This is a genomic window from Aliiglaciecola sp. M165, from assembly GCF_007197995.1.
Classification (GTDB): Bacteria; Pseudomonadota; Gammaproteobacteria; order Enterobacterales; family Alteromonadaceae; genus Aliiglaciecola.
Map to the genome: position 1 here is coordinate 397,268 of NZ_VKKH01000006.1, position 14,434 is coordinate 411,701.

Consider the following 14,434-nt stretch of genomic DNA (forward strand, 5'->3'; position numbering starts at 1 on the left):
CCATGGATATGAAAAATCACATCAATAGCCAAATGGAAATGTCACGAAATGTGCATGACATGCAAGGCATTGATAAATTGCGTCAGGCGGCTCAAAGCGGTGACAAAGACGCCTTGCAAGAGGCTGCCAAGCAATTTGAAGCGATATTTGTACAAATGATGCTCAAGTCTATGCGTAAAGCGCAAGACGCACTCGCTGATGAAAATAGTCCGTTTAATTCTCAACAAGTTAAATTTTATCGAGACATGCACGATCAGCAGCTCGCGGTAGATTTATCCACTCGCGGCAATATGGGCATTGCCGAACTGATTGTTCAACAGCTCAGCCCTGGCAAAGATGGTTTTATGCCCGCCAGTGCACTGCGTGAAAACGCCAACCTGGCCGGTTTAAGCCGTCAGGAAAGTATGCAATATCAAACGCCTACTACCGCCGAAGGAGCAGAGAAGCAGGTTAATCAAAACGCCAGCAAACAGGCTGCTTTTTCGTCACCTTCTGAATTTATTGCCACGTTATTGCCGCATGCACAAAACTTCGCCAAACAAATTGGTATAGACGCCAAAGCTCTGTTGGCGCAGGCAGCGGTGGAAACTGGCTGGGGGCGTTACATGATCCATGATGCCAAAGGCGAAAATTCTCACAATCTCTTTGGTATCAAAGCAGATAGTCGTTGGGATGGCGAAAAAACTTCAATCAATACTATTGAGTTTGAACAAGGTGTAGCAAAGCAGCAAAAAGCCAGCTTTAGAAGTTACGACTCTTTTACTGACGCATTAAAAGACTATGTGTCATTTGTCACAGAAAACCCGCGTTACAAAGAGGCCTTGCAAAACACAACCGACCCTAAAAGCTACTTTGAGCATTTACAGGGCGCTGGATACGCTACGGATCCAAATTATGCTGAAAAAATTATGTCTGTGTTGAACAGTGACACCTTCAAATCAGCACTTTCGTTTGGCAGCGGCGGAGGCGAATAATATGTCTGATTGGAAGTTTTTGTCATGATCCGTGCAGCAGATTTATTCACCATTGCAACAAGTGGCGTTAGAGCTAGTAACCAACTTTTGTCGACAACCAGTAATAATATTGCCAACGTGAATACCGAAGGCTATGTGCGCGAGCGAACTACCTTCGAGAGCCAACTTGTGGGCGGTGTCGGTCGCGGTATGACGGAGCGGGTCATCAATACCTTTGCACAAAATCAATTGCGTCGGGACACCACCCAAGTCGGAGAGTTTGAAACCTACTTTCAGCGGGCGTCAGTGCTTGACAACATCTTTGCCAGCGAAGCAAATAGTTTTTCCAGCAGCATGAGCCGCTTTTTTAGCTCGCTTCAGACCGCAACAGACGAGCCGACTAATATGGCCGCCAGACAATTGGTGTTAGGTGAAGCCAACGCTCTTATTGGCCAGGTAAGCACACTCTCACGGTTTATGGACGACAAAGAAAGAGAACTCAATCTTGAAATGGATGCGATGACTGATCGTGCCAATAACCTTATTCAAACGATCGCTGATTTGAACAAAAACATCGTTGTTGCAGAAGGGAATAATTTATTTGATGAACCCGGCGTTTTAAAAAACGAGCGTGATCAGGCGATTTTGGAACTCTCCAAAATGATGTCGATTGAGACAAGAGACAATGGACGTGAAGACGGTTCGGTAATGGTGAATTTGTCATCCGGTGAATCATTGGTGTTAGAGGATGGTTCGTTTAACTTATTTCAACTCAGTGGCGATCCCGATCCGGCTTATCGCAATCTTTATCTCGCTAGCACTGGTAAACCGACTACCTTGCGTTTGCCGGAAATGAATCTGGGCGGTGAGATCGGCGGGTTATTTCGTTATAGGGACGAGATCCTGGCTGAAGGACAAAGAGAACTAGGGCAAATTGCTTTGGCTCTAACTTCTGCCGTTAACGAACAAAATCGATTGGGCATGGACTTCGATCTACAACTTGGCGGCAATGTATTCTCCAATCCAGAGTTTCAGGGCCTCAATTATGCCGCAAACTCAAACTTGGCGCTTACCATTAATGGGCGTATGACTGAATCCGCAGCATCACAAATCACAAGTGCTGATTACCTTGTCGAGATCACGGGTACAACCGCCGGTGCGCCCGATACGGTTGATTTTACCGTAACCTTAGTTAACCCTGATGGTACTGAAGTGACGGACACCAGTGGGAATGTCATCACCCAGACTTACACTGGAGTCGAAGCAGCAAGCGGCACGTTCACCGAAGTTATTGGTGGATTGGAATTGGATTTTCCCGATGGCGCAACCTACGCAGCGGGAGACCGGTTTGTTATACAGCCAACAAAATCGGGTGCTCAGCGGATTGATGTGATCATGACAAGGCCCGAAGATATTGCGCTGGCATCACCATTTCGCGTGGACAGTGAACTCGCCAACCTCGGTGATGCGGTGCTTACTGCATCTTCTGTCACTAACACCTTTGTTGATACGACGTTGACAGATCCAGATGCTTCTGCCTTTGACGGGGCGGGAGGCTTTGTTGCTGGCAGCCCAGCAAGAATAGAGTTTAATAGTGAAACGGAGTTTGCGTTATATGATGAAGCAAATAACTTGCTTGTTACCGTGTCTGGGGTGACAAATTACACCGATTTAATGAACCAAGCCGCCAACGCAGCAGGTTGGCCTTTTGGTGCACAAACGGACTTCCCCGGATTTGACTTCAGTCTTCAAGGAACGCCGGTCGCTGGAGACGCTTTTACCATCGGTTACAATACCAATGGTGTTGATGACAACCGCAATGGATTGGAACTGGCAGCATTGCAAAATGAAGATTCGATGTTGCAGAATAATAATGGTACTACGCTCATTTCGTTCCAAGAATCTTACGCTAATATCGTTAGCGACATCGGTGCAAAAACTGCTTCGGCTGATATTTCGTTAACTGCCGCAGAAGCCATGCAATCTCAATCTGAAAATTGGTTCCAATCGGTGTCCGGAGTGAACTTGGATGAGGAAGCGGCCAATCTGGTTAGGTATCAACAAACATACTCTGCTGCGGCTAGAATTTTGACAACTGCCCAATCATTGTTTGACACTATCTTCAGTGCAACAAGGTAATTATTCATCATGACTCGAATATCCACCAATCAGATTTTTGATCGAAGTATTGACGCAATCACCCGTAATCAGGGCGACCTTTCAGATATCCAGCAGCAGTTATCGTCGGGTAAAAAGTTGCTTCGGCCTTCTGATGATCCTGTTGGTGCGGCGCAAGTGGTTCGTCTAACAGAAGAATTAGACAAAATTACTCAATATCAACGCAACAATGATTTGCTGCAAAATTCGTTGGAGCAAGAAGAAGTGGTATTGCAAAATATCAATAACGCGTTAGATCGCGCTCGGGTGTTGATGATCCAATCGGGGAATGGTGTTTATGACAAAACGGACTTGCAGGCCATAGGTATAGAGATTGGTTCGATTCGAGACGAAGTCTTTGGATTGATGAACACGCAAAACTCCAATGGCGAATATATATTTGCGGGCTACCAATCTCAAACCCAAGCTTTCAGTTTTGATCCATCTTCGACAGGGAAGAAATACACATTTTCTGGCGATGATGGGGTAAAACGCATTCAAGTATCCGATGCTGTTTCTATCCAGAGCAATAGTTCAGGAAAAAGCGTTTTTGAAGATGTGCTGGCTCGGTTCAATGTTTCGATTACTGCTCAAGCCGGGACCACCTCTGTTGATTCGCGGATATCCGAGCAAGCAGCGTTTGACCGGTTTTTTACACAAAATTATGATGCTGTGACCCCAGCAAACAACGATTATCGGGCGACCATACTAGCCGGCAATCAAATCCAAATTGATAATATTGGACTGGGTACGACTGTCGATACACTGAGCTTTGAATCCGGACAACCCTTCGTGTTTGAGGGGATCGAATTTACCGTCTCTGGTGGAGTCGGAGATTCCTTTGATTTTGAGTTAAACGAACCTGAAAAAAATAATGTCGCCGAAACACTAAACCAATTCTTTGAAGCATTAAACGATGAAAGTTTGTCTGATGCGGATTTTCAAGAATCCATTGCTGACGCACTGGTCGCTTTGGACAATGGTTCAAAATCCCTAGCCAATGCAACGTCTTCGTTAGGGGGAAGAATTAACGTCGCCCAATCGGTTTTGGAGTCCAATTTAGATCTGGAAATTGCTCATAAGTCTGCGCGTTCGGTTATCGAAGACGTTGACTATGCCGAAGCGGTGTCGGAATTGAGTAAACAGGAAACAGCATTACAGGCAGCACAGGCAACCTTTTCACGAGTCACGGGATTAACCCTGTTCGACTTTATTCGTTAGGTTGGCAATAAAACTTTGCTCAAATAGATGGCGCTAGTATTGTCTATGTGACTTGAATAGTAGCTTATCCAAAGATGTTCAGCTTCCTTCACCATACCCGGATAACTGGTATCTCCTCCAGATGGCAACATCGATAACAGTTTGAGCCTTTTTGTAGCGAGATCAAATTCCATTAACGCAGTTTTAAAACGTTTTTTTGTCCAAATTCGACCGCAGATTAAATATTTGGAATCATCTAATGCGATCATCGCGGGCCCGCCAATATAGCAACCCAAATCATGCCATTGCCATTTTTTATAAGGCGGCGACGAGGTGCCGAACTGAGCCGTAAAACTATCTGCATCCCGACGAGCAATCGCATAAATTGTCCCATTATCATCTGTACAAATATCCGTTTCATTGGGATAGCCTAAATCATGAGAGGCTAACCCCAATATTGAACGGTCAGTACAATGGAAACTCCGTAGTGGATTACCTTGGTATAGGTTAAGCGCTTGTTGATGACGATTATATGCAATGCCCAAAGCATTGCTGTTTTGCCAGGTCAATCGCCAAATCCACCAATTATGTTCACCGAACCAATGGGGACTTGACCAACTTTTTCCATTGTCGGAAAACCAGCACAAACTGCGACTATGTGTCCACTTGCCCGATTTGTCATAACACCTGGCATAAGCATTCATCAATAATTTTCCGTCTGGCATGATACTGAGTTTTGGATCTCTTAGGTCGTAGTGACGCATAGCAAGCTGTGTAGAGAAAAGCACATTTGATGCTCGATCTAAACAGCAAACTCGAATCTGACCATCTTGACTCATGTGATCATAGGCAACACGAAACGAGCAAAAAAGTTTGTCGTCAAAACTGATCAAGTCAGTAAATGCCGCATGTTTATGGCTTTTATAAAGCGTTTTTGTCCACAAAAGTGTCATTTTTTATAAAAAATCCTATCGCTAAAAAACCATTGAATCTCAAATGATTACAGAATGCAAAGCGGCAATCATTTGCCTCTTTATGATTTTTTTCGTGATTTTTTGTTAAAGGGTTTTTTGAAATCGTCGATACCCTAATTCGAGAGAGCCAGTAACACCAACTTATGCATTTTTAAGTTGATGTTCTTGAATGTGTTTTTTAACCGCCGAGTTTTTCGGTTGCCAGCGAAACGCTGGACAGAGAGTGTAGGAGAGGTCCCATGGGATTATTCGTAAATACCAACGTTTCGTCTTTAAATGCGCAACGTCAACTTTTTGATTCATCTAACCGATTAGGCACGTCGTTCGAGCGTTTGTCTTCCGGTTTTCGTATAAACCGTGCTGCAGATGATGCGGCTGGTCTTCAAATTACTGACCGTTTAACCACTCAGGTTCAAGGTCTTAACCAAGCTGTTCGTAACGCTAACGATGCGATTTCACTTGCGCAAACCGCGGAAGGCGCGTTATCAGAAGTGACTAATTCGCTACAGCGTATTCGTACCTTAGCCGTTCAATCACAAAACGGTATCAATACATCTGCCGACCGCACAGCCTTGCAAGCAGAAGTCTCTGCACTTAAATCTGAAATCTCGCGTATCGCCACAGATTCTCAGTTTGGTGGTGTAGATATTCTTACCGGAACTTTCTCTGCAGCTTTCCTTGTTGGTGCTAACGGTGGTCAGACTATCTCTGTCAACCTATCTCGTAGCGGCGGCTTTGGAGCTTCGGGTTTGAGTATCGGTTCGCTTAGTGTAGAGAACATTGCCGATGCTTCAGCTGCTTTGACATCTATCACAGCTGCGATTTCAACTATTGGTGCGCAGCGTGCTGATTTAGGTGCATTGCAGAATCGTTTCCAATCCACTATCAGAAACCTAAGTAATATTTCTGAAAATGTTGCAGGTGCGCGTTCACGTATCAAAGATACTGACTTTGCAACTGAAACTGCTGAGTTAACACGTAATCAGATCATCCAACAGGCAAGCTTAACCGTATTGTCTCAGGCTAATCAGCGTCCTCAGTCAGCGCTGCAGCTATTAGGATAATTCAGATACGCATGGGAAATTAAAGCCAGGAGGTAGTGTTTCTGAAATTAATGGCCCAATTCGTAGGGAGTCCCGCTCACTCTCTCCTAACGTAAGAGCGCTTCGGCCGACAATTTTTGTCGGCCTTTTTATTTTTTAACTATATGAAAAATATAAGAATAAATAATTAAAGTGAAAATTCTTTAAAGAAAAAATTGATCCTGAACGATACAGGTTGCAAGAGCGATGTATAACTTCAAATAAAAATAAGTACACGACTCAAAAGTGACGCAATAAATAACAAAAATAAGCGCACTGAAGTAAACCCGCGAAGACCACTAATAACAATAATAGGTCGGCGGCTTGCATAAATCGTTAGGAGAAAAAAATGTCTTTATTCGTCAACACGAATGTGTCGTCGTTGAATGCAACTCGTCAGCTATTCACGTCGAACAATAATCTCAGTACGGCCTTTGAAAGGTTGTCTTCCGGCTTTCGTATCAACAATGCAAAAGATGATGCGGCAGGTTTACAAATATCCAATCGTTTAACCACGCAAATTCTCGGTTTGAACATGGCTGTGAGAAATGCCAACGACGGAATTTCTTTAGCGCAAACCGCAGAAGGGGCCTTGGCTGAAACAACTTCTGCATTGCAGCGTATCCGTGTATTAGCGGTGCAATCACAAAATGGTATCAATGGGTCTGCTGACCGTTTGGCCCTGCAACAGGAAGTTTCAGCACTAAAACTCGAAATCAGTCGGATCGCGGCCACTTCTCAATTTGGTGGTGTAAACATATTGGGTGGATCTTTCTCGTCTGCATTTTTAGTTGGTGCTAACCCTGGACAAACTATCAGTGTAAATATTTCTCGCGCTGGTGGTTATGGAACGTCCGGTTTGTTTGGTGCGCAAAATATTGCGGCGAATAATATCTCTGTAGCTACTGAAGCAGATGCGTCCAGAGCAATGGGCGCTATTCTTGGGGCCATATCAATAATCGACGCCAAGCGCGCTGAATTGGGTGCGGTGCAAAACCGTTTTCAGTCTACGATCCGAAATTTAAGTAACATTTCTGAAAATGTTTCCGCAGCACGCTCACGTATTCGTGACACGGACTTTGCGGTCGAAACAGCAGAGCTGACTAGGTGGCAGATTATTCAACAGGCCAGTATTACGGTACTTGGACAAGCGAATCAGCGACCTCAGGCAGCGTTGCAGCTACTTCAATAAGTGGAGTTTAACTCATGAAAAATGATGCTGAGCAAGCAAAGGGGCAGGCTGCAACATTGAAGAGTGATTAACAAAGAAAAGAAAACGGTCGGTATGCAAAATGTGGGGGCAGGCTGCAACCGACCGAAGAACGACAGTTTTACTATAAGAACTAGCAAAACATTGCTATACATCAGCGGTGCGAACTCTCGGCTCAGAAAAAAGCCTAGGCTTTTTTAATGGGCAGTCGACTGGCAGAAAAGAAGCCAGGAGGTAGTGAGAGGTATTGAGGTTTAGGCCATCAATTCCGCCCGTCGACCTGAGCTTTCGCTCTTGCTTATTGTATAGCATTTGCCCGCAAAAAGCGTGGCAAACATGCCAGTCAGATAAATGACTGACACAACAAGTAATGCATCTTGTGTGCCAGTTTGAATATTGACCATGTGAATATCTAGTTCCTATATTAAATATAATTAAATCAATTAGTTATTTTAATTGTAGGAGTGTGAGTCATGACGTTATTTGTCAATACAAATACGTCGGCAATAAATGCCCAGCGGCAATTATTTACCGTCAACAACGATCTAAGTACCGCGTTTGAGCGACTTTCATCAGGTTTTAGAATAAACAGTGCCAAAGATGACGCAGCAGGATTGCAAATATCCAACCGTATGACGTCACAAATCTTAGGGCTTAACATGGCGGTTAGAAACGCTAATGATGGTATTTCCTTAGCGCAAACCGCGGAAGGTGCTTTAGCAGAAACTACGGCATCACTGCAACGGATACGTGTTTTAGCCATTCAATCACAAAACGGAATCAATACCTCTGCTGATCGAGTAGCGCTGCAAAAAGAAGTGTCCGCACTAAAGATAGAAATCAGTCGGATTGCTGCAACGTCTCAATTCGGTGGCGTGAATATCCTTGATGGTATCTATTCTTCCAAATTCCTTGTGGGCGCCAATGCTGGCCAGACCATAAGTGTGAACATTTCGCGTGTTGGTGGGTTTGGTGCATCAGGACTGTTTAACGGCGCAGAAATTTCGGTAGAAACAGAAAGTCAGGCTTCTGCCGTCATGACACGAGTTTCAAACGCGATTTCTATTATCGACGCTAAACGCGCTGAGTTGGGTGCGGTGCAAAATCGCTTTCAATCAACCATTCGTAATCTCGGCAACATTTCAGAAAATGTGTCAGCGGCAAGATCGCGTATACGAGATACGGATTTTGCCGTCGAAACGGCAAGTTTAACCCGTAGCCAAATTATTCAACAAGCAACCATAACGGTTTTAAGTCAGGCAAATCAACGGCCACAATCTGCGTTGCAATTGCTTGGGTAATAATGAAACCCATTCGATAGAGGGTAGGAACTGAGAGGCCAACCCCAGCGCTGCAAATGGCTTTGCAGACGGCTTACCAAGGAAGGACTTGTGGCGGAAACGCCAGAAGAAAAAGCCGACTAACAGGACGGAGAGTGTAGAAGTTTGGTTGAGAGGCCAGTATTCATTCTCTAACCCTGCCAGCCGGACAGAAACAGTATTTGCTCGTACTCCTAACGTGAGCAAGTTGGCCAGGTCATTTGATCTGGCCTTTTTTATTCTTATGCCAGAAAGTTGACGAATGCAACTGCTTTCACGTTGTGTCGAAATAAAAGCAATAGCTGTGCCAAAAACGAATTTATTATTCAATCCAAACCCATACATTTCTTTCTATCGGCAAGCTGTAAATCTTAAAAAATTCAAAAATCCAAAATTAATTTTTCCTAAAATTTTCTTAATTTGTTAAATGTTAATATATTTCAATGGGTTAGGTTAAAATAAAAAAGTGCAAAAAAAACTAAAGAATCTCAAGAGTGTGTCGATAACCTTAGTTGAGGGGAATTCTATCTAAAGAATTTTGATTTTGACGAAGAGTAGAGGTGCTCTTCTTCAAAAAAAGTGAGGCGACTTTGCGGATGACAGTCCTAGAAGTCGAAATTGAGGCGAATCAATCAGCAAAAATAACCATTTGCGGTTGATTCTCAGGAGGTAAATATGGGTTTATTTGTAAACACCAATGTGTCTTCACTGAATGCTCAACGTCAGTTGGCAAATTCAGGAACTGCACTTAGTACGTCATTTGAAAGACTGTCGTCTGGTTTTCGTATCAATCGTGCTGCGGATGATGCTGCCGGTCTTCAGATTTCTGACCGTTTAACCACTCAGGTTCAAGGTTTGAATCAAGCAGTGCGTAACGCGAATGACGCAATTTCACTTGCACAAACCGCTGAAGGTGCATTGAGTGAGGTTACTAACTCACTTCAACGTATTCGTACATTGGCTGTGCAATCACAAAACGGTATCAATACGTCAGCTGACAGAACGGCACTTCAAGCAGAAGTTTCTGCATTGAAAACCGAGATTTCTCGAATCTCAACCGATTCTCAGTTTGGTGGTGTAGATATATTGACTGGATCGTTCTCGGCTGCATTCCTTGTGGGTGCAAACGGTGGTCAAACAATCTCTGTTAATTTGTCTCGTTCAGGCGGTTTCGGAGCTTCTGGACTTAGCATTGGAAGTTTGACTGTTGCAACGGTTGATGGTGCTTCTGCAGCATTAACAGCGATCACCGCTGCAATCTCTACGATAGGTTCAACAAGAGCCGATTTGGGTGCATTGCAAAACCGTTTCCAATCTACCATTCGTAACTTGAGCAATATTTCAGAAAACATCGCAGGTGCACGTTCACGTATTCGTGATACTGACTTTGCTTCTGAAACAGCTGAATTGACGCGTAACCAGATTGTTCAACAGGCATCATTGTCTGTGTTGAGTCAGGCTAACCAGCGTCCTCAAACGGCACTATCTCTACTTGGATAATTTCCGCAGTAGATAAATAGGCCCATATGGTTAGTGTAAGAATGATAAAGCCACTATACTTTTAGTTAGTGGCTATTCCTTTTTAAGTGGAGGTGAAAGATGGACGTTAATTTTTCACAAATTGGCCAGAATTTTGCTCAGCAAGATAATGCCAGTGCAAACGCTGCAAATCTTGAGCAACAGCGGCAACAAGTTGCCATTGCGCCAGCCGAAGAGGCAACTCGGCAAAGTGGTCAAGAAAACCTAAATGATGCCGATAACAGAGAATCAAGAGGACAGGATTCATTAAACAATGAATCGATAGAAATTGAGAGTGCTGTTAACGAAATCAGTGAATTTCTACAAGCAACCAACCGTCAATTGGCTTTTTCTGTTGATGAGAAAAGTGAACGGTCGGTGGTAAAAGTCACAGATTCAGTTTCAGGTGAAGTGATTAGACAAATCCCATCTGAAGAGGTTTTGGCACTGTCGGAAAGAATAAAAGAGCTCCAAGCTGACGTAGGTAGTGCAGTAGGGGTACTGTTCAACAAACAGGTTTGATAGTAACAAGAGGTTCGTCATGACAATCCAGTCGTTAGGTGTTGGGTCAGGGTTGGCGCTAGACGATCTAGTCACGCAGCTTATTGCTGCTGAACGTGCGCCTAAACAAGACCGTTTAGATAAAAAAGAGGAATCGTTAGACTCTCAGATTTCTGGCATTGGCCAGTTGAAATCGAAGATGAGCGATTTTCTTGATTCAGTAGATGAGTTGCGCAGCGACTTCAATTTGCAAGGTCGCGAGCCGACCATCACTAATCCTGACGAAAATAACGAACCTTTTACAGCAGAAGCCGCAAACAGTGCGGTAAAGGCTGAATACCAAATAGGCATTGAGCGGTTAGCAAGTGGCAGCCGCATCGAAACAGCCGACGCGGTCTCTGGTGGTTTCTCAGATAGCACGGATTCAGTGCTCTCTGCAGGTAGTGGAAGTCTGACATTCAAAATTGACAGTACAGGTGACAGTTTTAGTATCAATGTCACTGCAGGGCAAACACTCCAAGAACTAGCTACTGCCATTAACAGCGATGATAATAATTTTGGTGTCAACGCCAGTATTATCGATACGGGTACAACGGATGGCGGAGCTAAACTTGTTTTTACCTCCACCACCACTGGTGACGGTAATGACCTTGTTATAGTCAACGACGACAACTTAGCGGACTTAGATCGCGTTTCCACTACCGACTCAACTGAAACAAGCACCTTCTTATCCCCTGTCATCAGCGCGCAAAATGCGCAAGCTACGATAGATGGTATTGCGGTAGAATCCAGTACAAACGAATTTGAGAACACTATTTCAAGTGTTTCGTTTGAGGCCACCGCGACCTCTTCAAAAGCATCTGATGGTGTCACAACATTAACTTCAACATTACAGATTGGGTTTGACACAGAAGGGCTAGATAAAAAAATTCGTGATTTCGTGGATAATTTTAATAACTTGGCCCGGGAAATAGATACTCTAACGAGTTACGGTACTTCCGAATTAGAAGAAGATGGCGCGCTTGCCGGTGATTTTATGGCGCGGAGCATTACTCAGGGCTTAGCAAGTATCATCGGCTCTAACGTGAGTTCTTCTGCTCTTGGTGGGCTGTTTGCCATAGGTGTTGAGCTCAATCAGGACGGTGAGCTTGAAATCAGTTCCAGCGATGAATTTGGCATTGGCAGCGGAGAAGATCGGTTAAAAGACGCATTGGAAAATAACTTCGATGATATTGCCGCATTATTTACCGATTCTGAAGAAGGCATTGCAGCAAGGCTTTATGAGTATACCAAGGAATATACAACATTCAGTGGATTGCTGACGACTCGTGAACGGTCGTTAAATGACGAAAAAGATCAACTTGCTACAGAAAGAGAACAGTTTGAATTGCGTATGCTTAGTTTTGAGCAAATCTTACGAGATAAATATTTGAATCTGGATCAGACAGTCGCTCGGTTGAATCAAACGGGTAATGCATTGTTAGCGTCCCTTGGACAAGCATAGGAGTAGTTAGGAATGGCACTTAAAGGTATTAACGCTTATAAAAAAGGCAATCTAAAACAAGATATATCAAATGCCGACCCCCATAAGATTACACTGATGCTAATGCAAGGTGCACTTGACCGCATGGCATACGGTAAGGGCTGTATTGAGAGGAAAGATTTTGAAGGGAAAGCCGAGCATTTATCCAAGGTGAGTGCAATTCTCATCAACTTACGGGATACACTTGATATGGATGTTGAAGGTGAAGTGAGCAACAATTTATTTGCTCTTTATGATTATATGATTCAACGTATTACAGATGCCAACATTCAGAATGACTTGAACATCATGGATGAAGTGATTAACCTGCTACTACCTATTAAAAACGCGTGGGCAAGTATTCCTGAAAATGCTAAACAGGAAGCATACGAAGCTCAGCGTCAAAAACGTCAAGCGGTAGTGTGAAAAAACTTAGTCTCAATCATGAATTTACGCCACCACCTTTAGCAGATATTAATCTTCAAATTCAAACGACTTTAGAGGCAGAAGAACTCGATGACTCGCTGTTAAAAACACTAATAGAAGAGCGTGATTCAATCATTACAAAACATCTTGAAGATTTAAAAGACGGTGATGTTAAATCTTTCGCCAAAACAGAGTTAGTTATCAATCAGAAATTATCTGAACATATCAACAAGCAACTTAAAGCATCATTAAAACAACTTAGCGGCTTGCTTCGAGGTCGCAAGGCAGTTAACAAGTACAAGTAACGGGGTGTCTTTATTTAGCCGCTCTGATCTATTCTTGATGTTATTTTCTTTGTAGCTAAACAACTACTGAATAGTCCGGTCTAACTTGCCGAGTTCTAACATGAAATGCTAATGTAACAAGGAACTCGTTTTTCGTCATTGGCGCAATTTATGCTTTACTTTCAAATATAATTAAACGATTTCATTAAAAGTAAAATTGCTGGCGGCCTGCCGGTTTTGTACGTCAAAGAATATAATTAACTAGAATAAGGCGTTAAAATTCAAATGTTTAAAGACAAAACCGTATTGATTACTGGTGGGACAGGTTCTTTTGGTAAGCGATTTGTTTCTCATTTGTTACAAAATGACACCCCTAGACGCATTATTATTTACTCTAGAGATGAGCTAAAACAATTCGAGATGCAGCAAACCTACGATGCGCCGTGTATGAGATACTTTATCGGCGATGTGCGTGACAAACACAGGCTCAAATCAGCCATGAAAGATGTTGATTTTGTGGTTCATGCAGCCGCTCTAAAACAAGTACCTGCCGCAGAATATAACCCTAACGAGTGTATAAAAACCAATATTAATGGTGCGCAAAACGTCATCGATGCAGCTATTGAAACAGATGTTAGACGCGTTATTGCGCTTTCCACTGATAAAGCTGCTAACCCTGTCAATTTATACGGTGCAACCAAACTAGCCTCAGACAAATTATTTGTTGCAGCGAATAATATATCTGGAGCTACAGGTCCAAGATTTGCTGTCGTTCGTTACGGCAACGTAGTCGGCTCTAGGGGTTCCGTTGTGCCTTTTTATCGCAACCTATTAAATGAAGGTAAAGATATTCTGCCAGTCACTCATGCAGAAATGACGCGATTTTGGATAACGTTAGATGAGGGTGTACAGTTTGTAATCACCAATTTTCAACGTATGCAAGGTGGTGAGATCTTTGTGCCTAAAATTCCATCAATTCGAATTCTTGATTTGGTTGAATCCATGAGTGGCAAGAAAGACCACGAAATTATTGGGATCCGTCCGGGTGAAAAATTGCATGAAGTTATGGTACCTGAAGAGATGGCTCATCATTCTTTAGAGTTTGATGACCACTATGTCATTACACCTGCGATAAAGTTTTTTGACAAAACGGTGGATTACAAAATCAATAAACTTGGTGAACGTGGTGTGCAAGTTGCTGATAAATTTGAATATCATTCGGGCACTAATCCTCACTTTTTGACAGTAGAAGAGTTGGTCAAACTGGACAAAGAAACGCTATAGGTTT

14 protein-coding genes are annotated in these 14,434 nt (G+C 43.3%); 12 read left to right on the forward strand and 2 right to left on the reverse strand.

Going from position 1 to position 14,434, the window contains the following annotated elements; genetic code table 11:
- Positions 1-2 precede the first annotated feature (2 nt).
- Genes flgJ through flgL form a run of 3 tightly spaced genes read left to right on the forward strand, consistent with a single transcriptional unit; the run spans position 3 to position 4,331 of the window.
- On the forward strand, positions 3-974 hold the full coding sequence (gene flgJ / locus FM019_RS13635; protein ID WP_143836489.1) for a flagellar assembly peptidoglycan hydrolase FlgJ: 972 nt from the start codon (positions 3-5) through the stop codon (positions 972-974).
- Between the two features lie 24 nt (positions 975-998).
- Positions 999-3,092, forward strand: a complete 2,094-nt coding sequence (flgK, locus tag FM019_RS13640; RefSeq protein ID WP_143836490.1) for a flagellar hook-associated protein FlgK — start codon at positions 999-1,001, stop codon at positions 3,090-3,092.
- A 9-nt stretch (positions 3,093-3,101) separates the two neighbouring features.
- On the forward strand, positions 3,102-4,331 hold the full coding sequence (gene flgL / locus FM019_RS13645) for a flagellar hook-associated protein FlgL (RefSeq protein ID WP_143836491.1): 1,230 nt from the start codon (positions 3,102-3,104) through the stop codon (positions 4,329-4,331).
- On the opposite strand, the gene FM019_RS13650 is transcribed toward flgL, so the two are convergent.
- Complete coding sequence (locus tag FM019_RS13650; protein WP_143836492.1) at positions 4,328-5,263, reverse strand: hypothetical protein; 936 nt, start codon at positions 5,261-5,263, stop codon at positions 4,328-4,330. The genes flgL and FM019_RS13650 overlap by 4 nt on opposite strands.
- Before the next feature lie 260 nt (positions 5,264-5,523).
- Between FM019_RS13650 and FM019_RS13655 the strand changes: the two genes are divergently transcribed.
- Positions 5,524-6,348 (forward strand): flagellin, encoded by an 825-nt coding sequence (locus FM019_RS13655; RefSeq protein ID WP_143836493.1) that lies wholly within the window; start codon positions 5,524-5,526, stop codon positions 6,346-6,348.
- A 367-nt stretch (positions 6,349-6,715) separates the two neighbouring features.
- The gene (locus tag FM019_RS13660; protein WP_143836494.1) at positions 6,716-7,558 is read left to right on the forward strand and encodes a flagellin; all 843 of its coding nucleotides are present in this window, start codon (positions 6,716-6,718) and stop codon (positions 7,556-7,558) included.
- A 272-nt stretch (positions 7,559-7,830) separates the two neighbouring features.
- On the opposite strand, the gene FM019_RS20835 is transcribed toward FM019_RS13660, so the two are convergent.
- Positions 7,831-7,980, reverse strand: a complete 150-nt coding sequence (locus FM019_RS20835; protein ID WP_185969288.1) for a hypothetical protein — start codon at positions 7,978-7,980, stop codon at positions 7,831-7,833.
- A gap of 69 nt (positions 7,981-8,049) precedes the next feature.
- Here FM019_RS20835 and FM019_RS13665 point away from each other — a divergent pair, with 69 nt between their 5' ends.
- The 7 genes from FM019_RS13665 (at position 8,050) to pseB (ending at position 14,430) form a co-directional block, all read left to right on the forward strand.
- Positions 8,050-8,877, forward strand: coding sequence for a flagellin (locus FM019_RS13665; protein WP_143836495.1), 828 nt, complete (start codon positions 8,050-8,052; stop codon positions 8,875-8,877).
- A gap of 693 nt (positions 8,878-9,570) precedes the next feature.
- Entirely contained in the window at positions 9,571-10,395 is an 825-nt protein-coding gene (locus FM019_RS13670) for a flagellin (protein WP_143836496.1), read from the forward strand.
- Between the two features lie 99 nt (positions 10,396-10,494).
- Complete coding sequence (locus tag FM019_RS13675) at positions 10,495-10,935, forward strand: flagellar protein FlaG (RefSeq protein ID WP_143836497.1); 441 nt, start codon at positions 10,495-10,497, stop codon at positions 10,933-10,935.
- Between the two features lie 19 nt (positions 10,936-10,954).
- Positions 10,955-12,418 (forward strand): flagellar filament capping protein FliD, encoded by a 1,464-nt coding sequence (fliD, locus tag FM019_RS13680; protein WP_143836498.1) that lies wholly within the window; start codon positions 10,955-10,957, stop codon positions 12,416-12,418.
- A gap of 12 nt (positions 12,419-12,430) precedes the next feature.
- Entirely contained in the window at positions 12,431-12,862 is a 432-nt protein-coding gene (gene fliS, locus FM019_RS13685; RefSeq protein WP_143836499.1) for a flagellar export chaperone FliS, read from the forward strand.
- Positions 12,859-13,167 (forward strand): hypothetical protein, encoded by a 309-nt coding sequence (locus FM019_RS13690; protein WP_143836500.1) that lies wholly within the window; start codon positions 12,859-12,861, stop codon positions 13,165-13,167. Before fliS ends, FM019_RS13690 begins: the two co-directional genes overlap by 4 nt.
- A 264-nt stretch (positions 13,168-13,431) precedes the next feature.
- The gene (gene pseB / locus FM019_RS13695; RefSeq protein ID WP_143836501.1) at positions 13,432-14,430 is read left to right on the forward strand and encodes a UDP-N-acetylglucosamine 4,6-dehydratase (inverting); all 999 of its coding nucleotides are present in this window, start codon (positions 13,432-13,434) and stop codon (positions 14,428-14,430) included.
- Positions 14,431-14,434 lie beyond the last annotated feature (4 nt).